The 17,323-nt window shown below is 53.8% G+C and carries 25 protein-coding genes and 1 tRNA gene; 6 read left to right on the top strand and 20 right to left on the bottom strand.

The genetic code is table 11. The annotated features are described in order from the left end of the window. Positions 1 to 47: 47 nt before the first annotated feature. Both THS27_RS14845 and THS27_RS14840 read right to left on the bottom strand, forming a co-directional pair. Entirely contained in the window at positions 48 to 1,055 is a 1,008-nt protein-coding gene (locus THS27_RS14845) for a lytic transglycosylase domain-containing protein (RefSeq protein WP_085592194.1), read from the bottom strand. A gap of 55 nt (positions 1,056 to 1,110) precedes the next feature. Continuing rightward, on the bottom strand, positions 1,111 to 1,869 hold the full coding sequence (locus THS27_RS14840; protein WP_168184909.1) for a YdcF family protein: 759 nt from the start codon (positions 1,867 to 1,869) through the stop codon (positions 1,111 to 1,113). Between the two features lie 231 nt (positions 1,870 to 2,100). On the opposite strand from THS27_RS14840, the gene THS27_RS14835 reads away from it, so the two are divergent. Together THS27_RS14835 and THS27_RS14830 are read left to right on the top strand one after the other, a co-directional pair. Continuing rightward, positions 2,101 to 2,190, top strand: a tRNA-Ser gene (locus THS27_RS14835). Positions 2,191 to 2,326: 136 nt separating this feature from the next. Continuing rightward, the gene (locus THS27_RS14830; RefSeq protein ID WP_085592190.1) at positions 2,327 to 3,625 is read left to right on the top strand and encodes a DUF6538 domain-containing protein; all 1,299 of its coding nucleotides are present in this window, start codon (positions 2,327 to 2,329) and stop codon (positions 3,623 to 3,625) included. 8 nt (positions 3,626 to 3,633) lie between these two features. On the opposite strand, the gene THS27_RS14825 is transcribed toward THS27_RS14830, so the two are convergent. Both THS27_RS14825 and THS27_RS14820 read right to left on the bottom strand, forming a co-directional pair. Next, a complete protein-coding gene (locus THS27_RS14825) occupies positions 3,634 to 4,521 on the bottom strand; it encodes a Bro-N domain-containing protein (protein ID WP_085592188.1) in 888 nt (295 codons plus the stop codon). Then, positions 4,518 to 4,814, bottom strand: a complete 297-nt coding sequence (locus tag THS27_RS14820; RefSeq protein WP_085592186.1) for a hypothetical protein — start codon at positions 4,812 to 4,814, stop codon at positions 4,518 to 4,520. The genes THS27_RS14825 and THS27_RS14820 overlap by 4 nt, the downstream gene beginning before the upstream one ends. A gap of 106 nt (positions 4,815 to 4,920) precedes the next feature. On the opposite strand from THS27_RS14820, the gene THS27_RS14815 reads away from it, so the two are divergent. The 4 genes from THS27_RS14815 (at position 4,921) to THS27_RS14800 (ending at position 6,227) form a co-directional block, all read left to right on the top strand. Continuing rightward, positions 4,921 to 5,148 carry a helix-turn-helix transcriptional regulator gene (locus THS27_RS14815; RefSeq protein ID WP_210402915.1) on the top strand — a complete coding sequence of 76 codons (228 nt, stop codon included), beginning with the start codon at positions 4,921 to 4,923 and terminating at the stop codon, positions 5,146 to 5,148. Next, the gene (locus THS27_RS14810) at positions 5,145 to 5,375 is read left to right on the top strand and encodes a transcriptional regulator (protein WP_210402914.1); all 231 of its coding nucleotides are present in this window, start codon (positions 5,145 to 5,147) and stop codon (positions 5,373 to 5,375) included. Before THS27_RS14815 ends, THS27_RS14810 begins: the two co-directional genes overlap by 4 nt. A 1-nt stretch (position 5,376) precedes the next feature. After that, positions 5,377 to 5,601, top strand: a complete 225-nt coding sequence (locus tag THS27_RS14805; protein ID WP_246832974.1) for a transcriptional regulator — start codon at positions 5,377 to 5,379, stop codon at positions 5,599 to 5,601. Between the two features lie 98 nt (positions 5,602 to 5,699). Beyond that, positions 5,700 to 6,227 carry a hypothetical protein gene (locus THS27_RS14800; protein WP_085592182.1) on the top strand — a complete coding sequence of 176 codons (528 nt, stop codon included), beginning with the start codon at positions 5,700 to 5,702 and terminating at the stop codon, positions 6,225 to 6,227. Here THS27_RS14800 and THS27_RS14795 read toward each other — a convergent pair. From THS27_RS14795 to THS27_RS26910, 16 genes are all read right to left on the bottom strand, one after another. Then, positions 6,224 to 6,418 carry a hypothetical protein gene (locus tag THS27_RS14795; protein WP_139835594.1) on the bottom strand — a complete coding sequence of 65 codons (195 nt, stop codon included), beginning with the start codon at positions 6,416 to 6,418 and terminating at the stop codon, positions 6,224 to 6,226. The genes THS27_RS14800 and THS27_RS14795 overlap by 4 nt on opposite strands. Beyond that, a complete protein-coding gene (locus tag THS27_RS14790) occupies positions 6,405 to 6,791 on the bottom strand; it encodes a hypothetical protein (protein ID WP_085592178.1) in 387 nt (128 codons plus the stop codon). The genes THS27_RS14795 and THS27_RS14790 overlap by 14 nt, the downstream gene beginning before the upstream one ends. 2 nt (positions 6,792 to 6,793) lie before the next feature. Then, positions 6,794 to 7,243: a transglycosylase SLT domain-containing protein gene (locus tag THS27_RS14785; protein ID WP_085592176.1), complete on the bottom strand. Its 450-nt coding sequence runs from the start codon at positions 7,241 to 7,243 to the stop codon at positions 6,794 to 6,796. A gap of 31 nt (positions 7,244 to 7,274) precedes the next feature. Further along, positions 7,275 to 7,499: a hypothetical protein gene (locus THS27_RS14780; protein ID WP_085592174.1), complete on the bottom strand. Its 225-nt coding sequence runs from the start codon at positions 7,497 to 7,499 to the stop codon at positions 7,275 to 7,277. Between the two features lie 17 nt (positions 7,500 to 7,516). Continuing rightward, positions 7,517 to 7,861: a phage holin family protein gene (locus THS27_RS14775; protein WP_085592172.1), complete on the bottom strand. Its 345-nt coding sequence runs from the start codon at positions 7,859 to 7,861 to the stop codon at positions 7,517 to 7,519. A gap of 59 nt (positions 7,862 to 7,920) precedes the next feature. Beyond that, entirely contained in the window at positions 7,921 to 8,349 is a 429-nt protein-coding gene (locus tag THS27_RS14770) for a hypothetical protein (protein WP_085592170.1), read from the bottom strand. Then, complete coding sequence (locus tag THS27_RS14765) at positions 8,346 to 9,035, bottom strand: DUF4376 domain-containing protein (RefSeq protein WP_085592168.1); 690 nt, start codon at positions 9,033 to 9,035, stop codon at positions 8,346 to 8,348. Before THS27_RS14765 ends, THS27_RS14770 begins: the two co-directional genes overlap by 4 nt. An 11-nt stretch (positions 9,036 to 9,046) precedes the next feature. Then, positions 9,047 to 9,757, bottom strand: coding sequence for a hypothetical protein (locus THS27_RS14760; protein ID WP_085592166.1), 711 nt, complete (start codon positions 9,755 to 9,757; stop codon positions 9,047 to 9,049). 80 nt (positions 9,758 to 9,837) lie between these two features. Beyond that, a complete protein-coding gene (locus tag THS27_RS14755) occupies positions 9,838 to 11,664 on the bottom strand; it encodes a YmfQ family protein (RefSeq protein WP_085592164.1) in 1,827 nt (608 codons plus the stop codon). Next, entirely contained in the window at positions 11,657 to 12,751 is a 1,095-nt protein-coding gene (locus THS27_RS14750; protein ID WP_085592162.1) for a baseplate J/gp47 family protein, read from the bottom strand. Before THS27_RS14750 ends, THS27_RS14755 begins: the two co-directional genes overlap by 8 nt. Beyond that, positions 12,748 to 13,239, bottom strand: a complete 492-nt coding sequence (locus THS27_RS14745; RefSeq protein WP_085592160.1) for a phage GP46 family protein — start codon at positions 13,237 to 13,239, stop codon at positions 12,748 to 12,750. Before THS27_RS14745 ends, THS27_RS14750 begins: the two co-directional genes overlap by 4 nt. A 2-nt stretch (positions 13,240 to 13,241) precedes the next feature. Continuing rightward, positions 13,242 to 13,856 (bottom strand): phage baseplate assembly protein, encoded by a 615-nt coding sequence (locus THS27_RS14740; RefSeq protein WP_168184907.1) that lies wholly within the window; start codon positions 13,854 to 13,856, stop codon positions 13,242 to 13,244. Next, a complete protein-coding gene (locus THS27_RS14735; protein WP_085592156.1) occupies positions 13,856 to 14,953 on the bottom strand; it encodes a phage baseplate assembly protein in 1,098 nt (365 codons plus the stop codon). The genes THS27_RS14740 and THS27_RS14735 overlap by 1 nt, the downstream gene beginning before the upstream one ends. Beyond that, on the bottom strand, positions 14,946 to 16,169 hold the full coding sequence (locus tag THS27_RS14730; RefSeq protein ID WP_085592154.1) for a DNA circularization protein: 1,224 nt from the start codon (positions 16,167 to 16,169) through the stop codon (positions 14,946 to 14,948). The genes THS27_RS14735 and THS27_RS14730 overlap by 8 nt, the downstream gene beginning before the upstream one ends. Before the next feature lie 5 nt (positions 16,170 to 16,174). Beyond that, positions 16,175 to 16,987 carry a hypothetical protein gene (locus THS27_RS14725; protein WP_085592152.1) on the bottom strand — a complete coding sequence of 271 codons (813 nt, stop codon included), beginning with the start codon at positions 16,985 to 16,987 and terminating at the stop codon, positions 16,175 to 16,177. A gap of 12 nt (positions 16,988 to 16,999) precedes the next feature. Further along, a partial coding sequence (locus THS27_RS26910; protein ID WP_168184906.1) for a hypothetical protein occupies positions 17,000 to 17,323 on the bottom strand: 324 nt, incomplete at its 5' end.

The raw sequence follows: 17,323 nt of genomic DNA, 5'->3' as shown, positions 1-17,323 counted from the left end.
TTTTTCCTTGTCATTCCGAAGTCATTTCAGGATCGTCAATCGGTCGATCAACGACCGGCAATGGCATCGGCAAGCGTGCCGACCGCAATGGCAAAATAGGTCGACCGGTTCCAATGCATGATGGTATTGAAATTGTTATAAACCATATAGGCAGGCCCGGCACCGTCATTTACCAGAACAATGGCAGCTTTCATATCGGCCGAGGGAAGATTGCCGCCATCAGGCATACGAACCCCCATTTTTTGCCATTCGGCAATTGGTTTGCGCACATCACGTCCGGCCTTGCTGGCATCAAACCCTTTGGGCAGGCTTACCTTGCGGCCCCAACGTTCATCCGTTTTCCAGCCAACTGAGGATAAGTAATTGGCAGCAGAGGCAAAAACGTCTTCCTTTTGGGTCCACAAATTGATTTTACCGTCGCCATTGCCATCGGTAGCATAGGCCATAAAGGTTGAAGGCATAAACTGGGCCTGCCCCATGGCTCCGGCCCATGATCCTTCCATAGCTGCTGCCGAAATATGGCCGGCATCAATAATTTTCAGCGCTTTTAACAATTCGCCGCGGAAATACTCGGCCCGGCGGCCTTCAAAGGCCAGGGTCGCCAGAGAATCGATAACTGAAAATCCGCCGGTATGTTTACCAAAGCCGGTTTCAATACCCCAAAAAGCCGTTAGATAATGAGCGGGCACACCGTATTTTTTTGCCGCCGCTTCAATAATATCGCGGTTTTCAGCAAATTTGCGCCGTCCTTCGTCAATGCGTGACTGCGGAACAACACGCTGCAAATATTGTTCGAAAGTCAGTTTGAATTCGGGCTGGCTGCGGTCAAGTTCGATCACGCGGGGGATCGGTTGGGTTTTGGCAAAGGCCTCATCAAGGGTTTTTTGGGAAATGCCGTCTTTAAGCGCATCACGTTTAAAATCTGCCAGCCATTTGTCGAACCCTTCTGTCGTGAAGGCGGGCAAAGGGGCATCTGCGGGCGCAGCCAATACGGGGCTTGCAATCACAAGCGCACCAAGAATCGTGGCAACAGTTCCGAGTGTCCGAATTTTCATATTGTTCGCCCTGTCCTTGTCAGAATAAATTCGCTTTGCTTTATTTTATCCCCTGTCAGGGGGCCGGAAACCACGTCGAGGTTCGCCCTGTCCAGTAATAGGCCGTCAGGCCGGCAAACTCTTTCAACGCATTGTCCAGCATCTTGATAGAATGCGAGACGTTAATATCTGTTAAATGGAGGTGCGCTGGCGCGATATAATCCACCGGCCAGGCAATAATCGACCAATCGTATTGCCGAAACACACCCATTGCACGCGGCATATGGCGGGCAGAGGTTACCAGCAGCCATTTCCCCTGTGCGCGTTTCGGCCAGTTTTTTGTCACCAACTGGTAGCTCAGCGCTGCATTTTCAGCCGTGTTGCGCGATTGATTTTCATAAACAATATTGATGGCATTAAATCCACGCGCCCTCATATCCGCCTGTACGGCATCGGCTTCGTTAAAACCACGTGCCACCAGGGCCCCATCGGCTCCACTATAAATAACCGGTATATCAGGATGATGATTTGCCAGTTGCAACATGCTCAAAACCCGATCAGCCGAATCATTATACTCGACCAGTCCGCGCTCGACATATTGCTGTCCGTCAACCGCCCCGCCCAAAACGATGATGCCCGAAATGTTATCGCCTTTGATGGATTCGATTGTCGGGCGCGCAAACCGGTTCTCCAGAATTTGCACTCCATATTGACCAACCGGGAACACTGTTACCCCTACACATATAAAGGCAATAACGACCAAAAGCACATGGCCGACGTGTCGGGTTGGCTTAAACAGTACTAAAACAAGGGCCGTGACAAATCCCAGTGTCACAAGGTTTCCGGGTTGCAAAAAGAAAGCCGCAATCTTGGAAAATATAAAAAACAATATGTCCCCCGTTTTTTAACATCCCGCCGGGCGGGACGATGTCTGTCGCGTAAATTTGGTGCCAACGCAGAGCTTTGATCCCAAAATGTAATTTTATCGACCATCGAAGCAATAACATATATTGACAGCATCCCCTCGTGCCCTTATTGAGGGGCCGCAACAAACAGACCACATTGCGGAGAGATGGCAGAGTGGTTGAATGCACCGGTCTTGAAAACCGGCGTGCCTTTACGGGTACCCAGGGTTCGAATCCCTGTCTCTCCGCCATTTTCCCAAAGTTAAAAATTTCATATTATCCATTGTTTTCAATGGTTTACGCGGTTCTTGTTGACCATTTTCCACGTTTGATCCAAGTATATCCCCGAAAAATGGGATACAAAACGGGATACAAACTGGGATACAAATGGCAGAGAACGGACACCAATATTTACTGTTGCGGAATGGCAGATATTATTATTATCGCCGCAAGCCGTCAGACGTATCGATGGCATTAGGCACAGGTTTTGTCCGTATCTCGCTTAAAACATCCGACCTGAAAACAGCCCTTTCCCGACGCGATATTGTTCACCGCGATATTGAACAATATTGGCATTCGATCATCAAATTCGGGCATCAGGATCAAGCTAAAGATCAATACGACTCCGCTGTCAAAATCGCCCAGTCCATGGGGTTTGATTATCAACCAGCCGACCAGATCGCACGGGAAGCCAGCACGACAGATGTGCTGGCGCGACTGGAAAAGATCGAAAAAGCCGGGATTGAAAAGAAAGCCGTGGTAACGGCCCTTGCCGGGGGCGCAAGTGCGCCGGCCATTACAATGGCGGACGCGCTGGAAGAATTCGTCAGACTGACACGCGACTGGCTGGCTGATAAAAATGACGAACAGATTCGGCGCTGGAAAAATCCGCGCGCTAAAGCCGTCCGAAACTGGGGGGATGTCACAGGCGACCCGGAATTAGGGAAAATCACGCGGTCGGATGCCCTTAAATTTCGAGATTGGTGGTGGGATCGCATCGAAACCGAAAATATGACGATTAATAGCGCCAACAAGGATTTTGGGCATCTTCATCAAATATTCGAGAAGGTCAACGAGGGCCTGCAATTAGGGCTTGATGACCCATTGGCACGGTTGCGATTTCGCGAAAAGAAAAAGAACACGCGGCCACCCTACTCGTCTGATTTTATTCGCACGCGCATTCTCGCACCTGGGGCGCTGAAAAGCCTGCACCCGGAATGCCGCGCCCTGATTATGATTATCGTCAATACAGGCGCAGGACCGGCGGAACTGGCGGGGCTGGCCCCGGACGACATCGTTTTGAATGCCGGCATCCCCCATTTCCATATCAGGGAAAACAGCGAACGAAGCCTGAAAACAATGTATCGACCGCGCACCTTGCCGCTGGCGGGCGTCGCGCTTGATGCCTTCAAGGAACTTGTTCCCAAAGGCTTTATTGATTATCGCAACAAACCAACACAATTAAGCGCGAATACAAATCGTCACCTGACCGATAACGACTTGCGTGAAACCGACGACCACAGCGTTTATTCACTTCGTCACAGCTTTCAGGATGCCTTGACCAAAGCAGAGGCACCCGACCGTATCCAGGCCGATCTTATGGGGCATAAGTTCCACCGGCCAAGCTACGGCGATGGCGCAAGTCTTGAACAGAAATACAGGTGGATAAAAAAGGTCGCCTATTGATTTCGCGTTTAAAACCCACCCAGATTATTAATCACCACCAGCGGAATAATCACGCCGGGGATTTCGTCATCGCCAAACATCACCGGACCACGGGTTAAATAAGCACCCGGAATATCCATCAAAACCCGCTGGTAAATGCCCGCCCAGTCGGTGGGGGCGAACACCTTGTTTAAAAAGGCATGATGGCTGGCAAAAATCACCTTGCCGCGATAGCGCAGCGGCGACACCTTGATGCCCCGGTTTTCAAGCCCGCTATTCACATCGTCGCGATATTGGGCATATAAAATCATTTCCGACAGCGGAATGCCCCGGCCAATCGCATAGCGCAGCAAATACCTTAGGCAGTCTTCGCCCCGCATCCGGGCCAAATCATCCAGCCGGTCCTGACGACTTAATTGCGACATATCGGGCAGCGTGTCGGAATTGGCCCACACATGCCGCGCCCCGGCCTCGCCATAAACCGCCCGCGCCTCGCGGACCAGCGCCAGATCATAATGCCGCTCTGCTTTGGGAATCAGTGACGTCGGCAAATTCTTGCGGCTCTGCCCGGTCGATTGGCTGGCGCCAGCCATGTCATAACGGCCCGTCTTGCGCAAAGCTGGAAGAACTTCCGCCGTCACCCATTTTTTGAACCGCTTGGCCGCTTCCTTGCGGCTGGTCAGGATCAGCGAATAGAGGCCGCTTTCATTGATGATGGTTATATTCGGGTTGCCCTGAATACCGTCCGCAATATGGACGGTATTTTTTTCATCATCATCCAGACGAGCAGCAACATTACGATTGTTTTCAATCTCCAGCACTTTACAGACATCGACCAACACAAACCAAATCACACCTTCAATTTCGATTGTGCGAACAGACTGGCCTTCAAAATCAAATGCTACCGGATTGGTCATTTCTCACCTCCGGCGTTCATCGCCATCACATCGCGGCGCACCGATTGCACCAAAAGATGCAGGCGTTCCACTTCCCACGCCATCATGCCGGGGCTGTCTTCCCGCGCCCAGTCCGTCAGCATATCGAATTTAACCATCAATTCATCCACATCCCGGGCAGGCAACACCGTCAGTTGTGAATCCCACCAATGGGACAAACTGCCATCCGCGTCGCCATTTCCGACCCGCTTCAATTCTTTGTACATCGCCGACAGACCGGTGATGGTCGTGGGGATTTGAAATTTTGCCTGCATAGCAACCTCTCTACGTTTAAATTAACGAATATCGTTGAATTAAACGTATTGACGCTTATCGGTCAAGTCAACTATTTTCGTTGAAATAAACAATAAAGGTATATTCATGTCCCCCGAGCAATGCCGAGCAGCAAGAGGGTTAATCGATTGGTCCCAACAAGCACTAGCCGAACACGCGCTGGTTGGTCTCTCGACCGTCCGCGACTTTGAAAAAGGCCGCAGAATTCCGCACGAAAACAGATTGAAATCGATTAAAAACGCGCTCGAAAACGCCGGAGTACTCTTCATCGCCGAAAACGGCGAAGGCCCCGGCGTGCGGCTAAAAAAATCATGATAACTCCTGTACAAAGCAAAATGGCACGCGCCGCGCTGGACTGGACCCTTGGCTTAACCACCCATCACTCGGGAGTTAGCCAAAATACAATTAGTCGATTTGAGCGGGGAGGCGTTTCCAATCAATCGACAATTTCCGCCCTTAAATTTGCCTATGAAAACGCTGGCATCATCTTTCTCGATGAAGAAAACGAAGGCCCCGGCATCAGGATAAAAAAGAACGGGTAGAATGAACGCTACTCAATGTCGTATGGCTCGTGCCGCTCTAAATTGGAACATCCAAAAGTTGAGCGGAGAATCAGGGGTCAACAGAAATACAATTACTAAATTTGAAGCCGGGGGTGACGTTCGCACCTCGACAGTCAACGCCATGAAACTCACCTTTGAAGCCGCAGGCATTCAGTTCATCGCCGAAAACGGCGAAGGCCCCGGCGTGAGGCTGAAAAAGCAATAACGGGCCATCCATTTCGGACACCCGTTAACTTATTGTTTTGACTCTCATTTCAATTTTAAATTAGATTTTTCACCTCCAGGCACAAACGGGGGTGGTAAATGACGTTCGTCTATATCTTTATCGGGGTTTTGGTCGTCGCATTCATTATTGGAATGATTGTTGTCAAACCGGAAAATGCCGGGTCAAAGAACAAAATTGTCATTGTTAACCCGGCAATTACCGAATTTGAAATGCCCGACATTGGATTGTCTGATACAGCAACTGAAGCGCAAAAAAATTCAATTGCAAAAACACTGGGTGCCAGGCTTCCAGAAGATATCAGCAAAGAACAAGCGTCCCTTGTTCTTGATGCCCGTCAATACGCCCATGGAATGCTAATTGAATTTGAAAAAGGTGGTGTTGAAATAGATGAAACAACGGGCACCAGAACAATCATGTTCTTCATTCTCGCCCATCCAGAGATAAGAGACTATGTTAACAAATGGAGCCGCGGACGATTTGAACGCGGCACCCATCAAGACGTGCCAAAGCTAACCAAAAACGAGCATTATCAAAAGGTGCATGACTATCTCGTCAGTCAAGCCGGGCGCGAGCCAGTCAAGCCAGCGAAGCGCAAAGCCTCTTAGGGTTCGTCTCGCACCGCCAACCCCCGCACGGCATCCAGCTTGCCCTTGCAATCATCATGCGCAGATAATAACCCGACGATATACCGCCCGACTTTTTGATCGGTTACAGGGGCCACTGGAACGGCAGGGCGATCGTCACAGGCAAGCAATGATGCCGGGATATCCTGCTTTACAAATTCAGTCCGCGTCACCACTTGCGGCGTCGCTGCGCAAGCGGTCAAAAACCCCGCGCACAGCAGGACCAACACAACCATCAATCGGCGCATCATTCACCCCCTTTAACAGTTCTGAAAACTTGGTTTCGGCCTGCATCCGCCGCGCCTGTTCGCGAACAATAGCGGCATCGGCCATTGCACGATCCGCCTGCATTTGTGCGATGGTTTGCAGATTGGCCATGTTGGCATCGGCAAGCGCTTGATATTTGGCTTGAAGCGCATCGGCCCGCGCATTGGCAAGCCGCACCTGGTAGGACCATAAAAAACCGGCGACGAGGGTAACCCCGCCGCCGATCAAAATAAGCCGCCAATTCGCCAAGGCAAACCGCAGCAATGTGGCAAATCCCATTTTCACCACCCTTTTTTCATCTTGTCGAACCAACCCCAGATGCTGGTGACATAGTTGATTGTTTCGGCGCTATGCCGCCCCGTCACGGCAGGCAAACAAGGAATAATACGGCTATAAAGTACCGCCCCATTGCATTTGTGTTGAGCGGTCAGCAAGTGCCCCAACCCGGCGTTATAGCTGGCCAGTGCCAGACTATGCCGATCCCATTCCGGGCGTGGGCTTGACCATTCAGCGCGCAATTTTCCCATATAAAACCCGGCTGCCTCGATAGACAGCCGGGGGGCGAAGGCAGACGCATCGGGCGGCAACTTTCCCTGCCTGATAATGCCGCGCCAGGTGGCCGGCATAAACTGGCAAAGGCCCATGGCCCCAGCTGGCGAAACCGCATCAGGAATCAATCGGCTTTCCTGATAGCATTGCGCCTTCAAAAGCCGCCAATCGACGCCCGGCATATAAAGGGCCGTTACCTGTCTGAATTTCAGATCATGCAGAAAAGGTAACGATGAGGCCGAAGACGAAGCAAAAGGCAGCAAGACGCCAACGCAAATAAGCGCCGACCTGATCACGGTTTTCATCATTGTTAATCCATTTCTTGAAATCAAAGCCAGATACCCGGTCCAGCAGCCGCAACGCCGCCCAGATAAAAAGAAACCCCAAAAGGGCAATAAGCCCCCGGTTAGCGATGCCCGACAAAGCAACATCAATCATTTTATGAACCTCGCTTGCTATTTTTTGGTATTACGAAAATCGGCAATCAGGACTTGCAGGCCGCGCGGGCCCAGCCAGCCAAGGAAGCTGGCAACACCGCAGGCCGTGCCGATATCAAGTTTCAGGTAACTGGCAACCCCGGCCGACATCACCGCGCAAAATCCGGCGGTCAGGACTTCCCACAACAAATCCCAACTCCAAAACTTGCGGTGCCCCTTGCTGACCAGATAGCGGTGATACAGCAGTCGGGCATAAAGCGAGAAAGGCAGGATCGCGCCCCACAGCTTTAAAACCGATAGCCAGCCCGTATCAATTTCGTGTGGCGGTTTGTCAAACACGCTGCCCCCAATGTCCGCAGCCATAAAAAAAGCCGCCCGACGATATCGAGGGCAGCCACAGAGATTGCAGTTATTCGGGGCAATCAGGGATCGCCAAAGGCCATAAGAACAAGCGCCCAGGCCGTTGCCGTGATCAGCCCGCAAGCGAGTTCGGAATAGGCTGTCCAGCCATCAATAAACCGGCCATATCGCGGCAAGTGATGACGCCAGCGATAAAATCCGAAATAAATCACCCCCATAAACGGGTTAAGCAGTAAAAACCCCCGTAGCGAGAGATAAACCACACTGGGGTTTTTCCCGGTTGGCCACCAGCGCGACCACCCCGGCGCATCGCCTAAAAACAGCAACGGGCCAACAAGCAAACCGTACCAGGTGTTAAGCGAAACCGCGAACAAGGCCCCGGACAGCAAAGCCCAAATACTGGAGCCCAGCGAGGAACGCCCCGGCCCCAGCCCGCCGCCGCGGGGCATGCGATACATGATGGCCGATAGCAGAATTGCCAGATAAATCATGCCGCCACCCCCGGCCAATTCGGCCAGTTTTCAACATCGTCAAGGGCGGCAATATTTCCGGCCTCGATATCAGCCCGAATAATCCCCTCGCCTTCGTAACAGGCCGCCACATGGGCGCGAACCGCAACGACCAGATCACGCATTTCTGTATTGGTCAGGGCTTCAAACCCGTGCGCAAATTTCCAGCCATCGCCATCAACGCGCAAGCCCTCGTTAATGGCCTGCAATTCGGCCATGCATTTCGCCTGCCCACGATCATCGGTTGCCTGCACCCAATCATTCCAAAGGCACCCGCCGATTTCAGCACGATAACGACGACTGGCCGCAGCGGCAAAAAGCTGATCATAGGTCGGGGCTGGCATTTGCCATGCCGCGCCGTCCCAGGTGGCATCCTGCGATGGCGGCACAAGCGCCGTGTGGCCATCGGGAATATTACCCGGTTCATCGATCACAAAAGCCGTCCCGGTTTCGGTATTGTAAACCGTTTCCCCGCGATGATCCGCAACCAGCGACCAGGTGGCACCATCGGAATCATAAACGGCGACCATGCCAGCAACTGGATCGGGCGGGGCAATATCGGTCGCCCAGGCAGGCATCAGGAATTCACCCTCATGCATCGGGTTTTTCTGTGCGATGGCAGTGCCCAAAAAGACACCGTTGCGCGGGCTATAATTGTAAATTTTCATGGATTTATCCGTTAATATTTGATGCACCAGTTAACGACAATGCCTTTAACGCGGTTTTCAGGGCCGCCGGTTGATCCTGTCGTTCCGGTGTTACGCCCGACATAACCAGCAAAATCATTAAGCCCGATATTGCGTGGCAAGAGATCAGCGACATAGCTATGCGTATGCGCCTTGATCTCGTCCGCCTGATAGGTCCCGAATACGCGCCCGGGATCAAAGCCGCGCCCACCGTCAAAGCCACGCAAGTAAACACCACGGGCATCAGGGAGCCGGAAATTGGTGGTGCCATTGCCAGAAGAAAAGGAACCGGATGTCGCCTCGTTCCAGTTCGCTTCGGTAATCAGGTTGCCGCTGGTTTGTACATAAGCCCACAAAGCAGGATAATCCGCCCGCAAGGGCATGCTGGCATCCAACAGCAAAAAACCCGGAAACGGCGTTGTGCCAAGCGCAGGCACGACCGCCCCAACAGGCAAGGTATCAGCAGGCGGCAGGTCATCAATGGCCCCGGCAATCATGGCCGCGATTGCGGCGGAAAGCTGGGTCAGGTCATTGCCATCGGGTTCAAGACCCGCATCCATGATCACTTTAACGATTTCGCGGATCGGATGTTCAAAAGCCTGCGCAGAAGGGCGGGACCCCTCAATAGCATTTGCCGGATCGGCATTGACCCAGGATCGATCAGGGTTACTCAAATCCCCATTGAACGGGGGGATATATTCCATGACAAACCTCTAACGTTCGGGAATAAAAAAAGACCCGGAAAACCGGGCCTGTGCTGGATTTTAGATTGGAGATACGCGATCTAGGCAGGTGTTGATAAAAAGCGCAGCTTGAATTTTTCGATTTCCCCGAACAAGGTGCGCAGCCCGTCTGACCGGTCGCCAAGAACGATTGTGGTTAGGCCGGTGGGGATGGTGCCGGAAGTATCAGGACCGTATGTAATCGCTGCACCGCCATCGACGGATACCGAAAACCAGAAATTATTGTTTTCGATGTGGGCGATGATTTCCAGATGATGCTTACCGATAACCGCAGGCCCAGCAATTGGTGCTTGCATGGCACCATCAGATAAAACAGCAAGCTTTATTATGCTGGCACTATCCCGATACGCCGTTATTAAGTTCGCCGATGACCCATCATCAATCGACACCATATTTTGAGATACAGGCCCAATTCCCTCCGCAGTCCAACCGCTCACGGTGATTTCAAACGGCTCGCCATCCTGCCAGCCTGCAACACTGGACAACGGGATTTTTAGTTTGTCAGCCTCGCAGGTTTCACCATATAAAAATGCGAAAGGTTCCCAGTTATCAACAACACTGTAAAAATCGATAGCCAGGTCAGCAACAGTATTTCGCTCACGGTTGTACAATGTAAATGTGTCATACTCTACGCTGTCGTCATCGGGTTTTACCGTGAAATTAGCTTTTACCAAATAAAACCCATTTACTTTCTGAACAGAAATATCGTTGATCCAGACAATTCCGTAAGCGATCGAATATGCGCCAGTAACAGGGTTCAAATCTATATTAGCATGGTTAGGGCCAAACCTAAGTGTGGTAGTTTCATTACCAGGCAATGCCTTAACCGCTAGCATTAATTTATATTTAGAAGCGCCGTTTAAGGCAATTACCCGAAATGAACCCAAAGATGTGCTATCACCTGACTCAACCTTCCATCGCACAGCGGTATTTTGCCCCGCAATTAGACCCTCTGTGTAGTTAGCAGTTCGAGTAACGATTGATCCGGTATTTCGTGTCCAGTGATCCATATTATAGCCAATTGTCATTAGATCACTCGATTTACCATCAATCCGCCCGCCCAACTTTCTCAACGAAAGCAGGTCATGCTGAACCCGCAATTCATCGATACCAGCCTGCGCAATTTCACCACTGGCATTCACATAACTTGCAAAGCTGTTACGGGTAAATTGCCACCCAGCAGGCAGACCGGTGCGCAGGTCAATATCGATGATCGGTTCGGGGATGCCGCGATAGGAAACCGTTAAATCCTGTTGTGCAGGCTGATACCTGGCAAGCAAACATTCCAGATCATCGGCCCGGTTTATGGTAGCAAGGGCATCCTGCCCCAGCACGCCAGAGCCACAGCGAAACCAGGTGACACGCGGTTCGGGCACCACCACTTTCCACGAAAAGCGATCCGCACCGATGGTATCAAGGCGCGTGACCGGGGCGGCACCGGATGAATCCCCGCCGATTTCGCTTAGGCCGCAGACAAACGGGCGGCTTTCCGTGATGGTCACGTCATAGCCAAGGCTTTTTGCCAGATCGATGAAATATTGCGGGCGTTGGCCGCCCTGCGCTCGATAGCGGGTTAGCACGGCATTACGGCGATCCTCGATATTGACACTCAGGGTTTGAAAGCAGCAATCGGGCAAACCGACTTGTGTTTCGTGATCGGCCAGCATTTCGGATGCACGGCCCGGCTGGCTTTCGGCGATCAGCCGTTCGGCGGCAAGGTCTACATCCAGCCAGGTTTGTGCCTTGGCGCGCAAAAGGTCGCGGCCCGCGCCGTCGTAATCCCGAAATCCCTGCCAAAAGGCCCCGGGCGGCAGGGCCGCCGCCGCCGTCTCGGCATAGGCTTCCAGCCGGTCATCATAATCAGTCATAGGTTATCACCCCGGAAATGGCAATTTGGCCGGTTGCGTGGTCAATATCATCGGTAGGGCTGGTCAGCCGATGACGGTTTTCGCCCGCCGCGACGGATACGGCCTCGCCGATCCAGTCCAGACCAATGGTGCCACCTGGAACGGCACGCCGGTACAGCATATCGGAAAATTCCGCCGCGATTTGCTGGCGCACGGCGGGCGTGTCAGGATCAAGCCCCGCCACGGTCACGTCAAGCGGCACACCAATGGGGGCCACGGCAAACACATCGGCATTCACCGGGCGGCGTTCATCAAGGTAATCCTGCATAATCGCGACATCACCGGGTTGCGGAATGCCGCCCTGATCGGCGCGCACAATATCCATCATGAACCGCACCGTGACAGTGCCCGCACCCATTTCACGCGGTGACACCCAAACGCGCGTCACGCCGGGCACTTCCCGTGCCCAGGCTTCATAATCATACCCGGCACCGCCTTGTGGCGGTTTGCGGATACGGTCCAAAATCCGGCCCCGATAAAATTCGCGAATGCCCGGGCGGCCATCCTGTTCGGCATCGGCCCCACCGGCCAAGCCAGCCACGCCGACGATACAGGTTGGGTCGACACCCGAAACCGGCGAAACCAGCGTTAAAGTGCTGCCCGCCGCCAGATTACCCGCCGCACCGGGATCAATCGCCGTAATCGTGGCAACCGCCTGCCCAGCCACCAGCGTGACACCGTCCTTGATCTGGTATTGCACACCCGCCGCACTTTTCACGATCAGCCCGGCATCAAGCGCCGCGCCGGTCAGGCCGGTAAAGGTTACAGACCCACTGGCACGAGTGGCAGGCTGGCGCGGCACATCATAGGTAAAACCGTGCCCGTCAAGGTTTTCGCCGGTCGCATATAAAACCATCGTTTGCGCGGCGACGTAATCCATATAGCCATAGGCACCAAAGGCCATCATGCCATCAATATAGGGCATGGCGGCGACAGGGCCCTGCCCGATGGTCACACCCTGCCCCAGCCGGGTTTCATAGGCCGCCTTTGCCTGATTGCGCAGATCCGGGAATGCCGGAGTATAAAAGCCGGTCAGCTTGCTGGTCATTGGTTTTGGTCCATCCAGTTCCAGATATTGGCAAAGCGGCGCTCAAAAAGCTGGCCATCGGGCCGCTCGATTGAGGCCCGCGCCGAAATGACCCAACGCCCCGCGTCACGGTCGCGAAACGCCTCAAATGTGACTGACCGGGCAAAGCCATTATCAGTCAGCCATCGCAAAGCCTCGCTGCCATATTCGCGCACCCGGGCGATGGTTTGCGGGGTAATAATTTCGCGGTTCAGAAGCCATAACCGCGACCCGACCTTTAAGCCCGGTATCACCGGCCAGGCATCGCCCCAAAAACCCCGACGGTCGCCATCGGGCACAGCATCGTCATCCCGCGCGCGGCGGTCGGTAAACAGGCTGGCGATAATGGCGGTTTCAAGCCCGTGATCTGTTTTAAAAGATGAAGAAACACCATCAACCAATTGCAAATCAAACCGCTTGCGCGTTTCATCGAACCGCACAGCAAGGTCGGTATAGGCATAATCGGCCATGTTTACATTTCCTGATTTGGGGTGCCGGTGGGGCCGCCATTATCATTTTCGGCATGGTCATGCCCGTTATAGGTTTCGCGCATTCCGGCCATTGACCGGGCATTGCCTGCCCCTGTCTGATCGGTGATATCGCCGGCCACAGTCAGGTTGCCGCCAATGGTGACATTGCCGGAAAATTCTGCCAGCGGGGCAGTGATAATAACCTTATTGGCCGCAACGATATGCAAAATATCTGTTTCAATTAGTGCCTTACGGCCCCGCTTTAACGTGATGCGTTGCCCCTGATCATCATAGAGCGATATTTCACCGTTTTCCGATGCGCCCGATTGCGCCCGGTGCCGCCGGTCCATTGCAGGCAGGGCCACCACCAGGTTGCGTTCTACCATTAGCGCGATCATTTCCGCACCGCGCCCGGACGCATCCACCGGGTGCGGAATGTGGTCAAAACCATAGGGCAACATCACCGTCACATCGTCGGGCGTTTCACCCGCGCGGCCCGCCACTTGCGCCACCCGCGCCCCACCCTGTTCGGACAATCGCACATAGCGCACAACAGCCCGAAACAGCATGTTCTCAACGCGTCGCGTTAGCCGTTCCAACAGGTATTCAAGCATCATCACCCCCGTGCAGCACGGCGCAGCGCCTCGTATTGCGCACCGCCAGCGGCCTTTGAAATAGTGGGCGCAGGCAGCCATGCCGCGAGCGGTTCAAGGTCAAGACTGGCGCGATAACCGCCTTTATCTTCGTCAAGCGTCAGCGAGACAGCAGTAATCAGCATGTCGCTATTGATGTTTGTCGGTTCATCGACCACCGATACCAGCAGGCCGGGACGCCACAAATCACCGCCAGCAACTTGCCGCCAGCCCTCCACCGTGTAACGAACCGATGTTGATTTCCCTACCCGCCGGGCAACTTCCCAATCCACGCGCTTTTGCAAATCCGCCGCCGCACCTGCCCCGTCCGATGTAATGATTTTGGGGCGATAACGGGCTACGGCGTCATCACGCGCGGTTGCCTCGGGTTGCGCGGCAGAAAGCCCAAAATCGGTATCACTGGTTGCCGCCTGGCTTCGCATGATCAAGCGATCAAAACGGTTCGACAGGGTAAGGGTTGAGGAAAGTTCGATAATATTGTTATCGCGGCGAAGCTGCCCGCCATCCGTAAACCGCATTCGCAGGCTGGTTTGCGCCCGGCCCCAACCGGGGCGGCCCAGCGCAATGCCGCCATCCCCATCCGACCAGGCATTAAACCCCCGCTCGCGACAAATGCGGTCTAGCACCTGCGAAACGCTCTCGCCTTGTTCCACCTTGATTTTATCAAACGCAGTCCCGGTATCGACAAGGGCGCGCACGGCAATGCCAAAGGGTTTGCACAGCACCCTTGCCGCTTCCAACAGGGTTAGCTTGCGCAATTCCCCGCCCGAAACAATCGCCGAACAATCCACCAGATCCCCGGCATTGGAGCGGCCCGAAAGCCGCACGCCTTCCTGATCTGGCACCGTTGAAATATCGATTGTTTCAATATGGCCGGTCAGGATGGTTTCTTCGCCATAGCGCACAACCGCCTTTAAGGCGTCGCCATGATCGGGGCGAAATTCGGTGGCGGTCACGGCAAAAGTATCAGCGATATCGTCGATGGACAGGTTGATGGCGCATTTTTGCCAGTCATTGTAAATCACGCCATCCAGCAGGATTTCCGGCTTTTCATCATTCATCAAGAACCTCGATTGCGCTGCCACCCGCAATCTGGTTGGGGTGCTTGGTGCCGTTGCGGGCAATAATTTCGCTAGCACGGGTCGCATCGCCATAAAGGCGGTGCGCGGTGACAAAGGCCGGTTCACTGCGCCAGGGTGTATCGTTAATCACCCGCGCCTTGCCTGATCCCTCGGACTGGGTATGTTCAATCACGGCGGGCCGCAAATCGGCCAGGGCGGCAAAAACACCGTTATCAGCCTGCCCGGGGTCGATGCCCCCGGCCCGGTCCATTTCGGCATCAATCACACCGACAAACTTTTCGGCAATGTCACGCGCCTGATTGTATGAAACGAAACTGTATTTCGGCAGCAATTCCCCCGCCGCCGAAATCGCCGTACGCCGCACCAAACTGCCAAGTGATGAAATATTTGTTGCCTCGATAATCCGCGTGCCCGTTACCGCCGGGGCATTTGATACCAGGCCGTCATACCCACCAAGCGACAAAAACCCGTTCAGGCCATCATCAAGGTCTGGCACAGCACCCGACAGCATGGAAAACCCGGCTTGCAAGCCATCGGCGATGTCGACACCCCCGCCCGAAATGGCGCTTAAACCCACCGAACCGATTTTTTCAATCGCGTCGGACATGGTGGATGTCACACCAAGGGCTGTAAAAACCTGCCCGCCCACCTGATCAGTAATCACGCCAATGGCATTTGCCGCCCCTTGCCGGACAAAGCCGGGCATGCCATCACTGACATAGGACCGGATAAAGGCGTTTTTCGCCGCCAATGCCAGCGCCGATGACCGCTTGGAAAGGGTGGATGATGTATCAACCAGACCACGGGTAAAGCCGCGCTCCTCGTTTTCATCCACTTCCTCGAACGTGATGGCAAATTGTGCCACCCCGCCCTGGTCAAAGGACTGGGTTTCACGATAATCAGTGACCTTGACCCAGCGTTCGGCATTGACCCCGCCAAACGGGTCAACAAAGGTGCCGGGGCCGGGTTTTTCAAGGGCAGCAAGCATCCGGTCGCGGTCGCTAAACCCGTCCGATGCCATGACCAGCGCATTGATATTATAAACCCGGACTTTCCGGCCAAGATCCTGCGATTGTGCATCGTCACGATTGGGCCGCTCGACCGTCGGGCCACGACGGCCTGACCCTCGCGAGCGATCGCGCACGACAAAAGGCACCCCGCGAAAGCTGCCTTCGCGCAGTTCATCTTCGAACATAACAATTACATTCCTGAAATGGGCGACCCTACGGATTTAAGCTGCTCCAGCCCGCCCGATGCAAAACCAACATCAGACGGTTTTTCGCTTTCCAGCAAATGCGTCACATACCAGCTTTTAAGCGGGCCCTTTTTCGAGGACGCCATTGCAGCTTCCAGTTCCTGCAGAAAATAGGCCCGCAGGCGCTTGTCGCTTAGATGCTGTACCGTTTCCCCGAACTTCCAGCGTGGCGCGATTTTCACGCTGTCATTCACTGTATAAAGCAGCGAAATCGGTGTGCGCTTTTTCTTGCTGCGCCGAATAAAAACACCCCGCTTACCGCTTTTCATGGTCGCGATAAACGGGGTTTGCGGGGCATAAGGCACAGGGTTGGTTTTTGAACGACGCCGCCGCGATGGCGCCTTTTTCTTCACCTCGTCGCGAACATCCGCACGGTTGAACTTTTTAGAAATCCGCCCACTATCGCGCCGCCCGACACGCGCGCCAGACGCCGGAAGCCACGCCGACGTTTTCCGCCTCTCGCCACCAGCTTCCTGATCTTCCAAAAACCAAAGCGGCGTGCCGATCACCGCCTGAATAACAGACTGTTTTTTGTTGCTGGTTTCGACAAACAGGGGCTTTTTCCCGCCACCGGAAGCTTTCAGGGAATTTTCGCGAATGGTGAAACGCCGCCCCATATCCGACAAAACCTGACCACGGGCCTCAAAAACCACCCGGTTGATGGCTTTTGACATCGCAAATGGCACCTGTGATTTTTCAAGATCCGTCAGCTTTTTAATCACGCCGTCAATGTCGTCGGAATAAACCATATCAAGCATGGCAAAACCTCGCTAAAAACCACCCAGATTATTAATCACCACCAGCGGAATAATCACGCCGGGGATTTCGTCATCGCCAAACATCACCGGGCCACGGGTTAAATAAGCACCCGGAATATCCATCAAAACCCGCTGGTAAATGCCAGCCCAGTCGGTGGGCGCGAACACCTTGTTTAAAAAGGCATGATGGCTGGCAAAAATCACCTTGCCGCGATAGCGCAGCGGCGACACCTTGATGCCCCGGTTTTCAAGCCCGCTATTCACATCGTCGCGATATTGGGCATATAAAATCATTTCCAACAGCGGTATGCCCTTGCCAATCGCATAGCGCAGCAA

Origin of the sequence: Thalassospira sp. MCCC 1A01428 (genome assembly GCF_002115825.1) — a bacterium.
GTDB lineage: Bacteria > Pseudomonadota > Alphaproteobacteria > Rhodospirillales > Thalassospiraceae > Thalassospira.
This window is presented reverse-complemented; position numbering and strand designations above follow the sequence as displayed.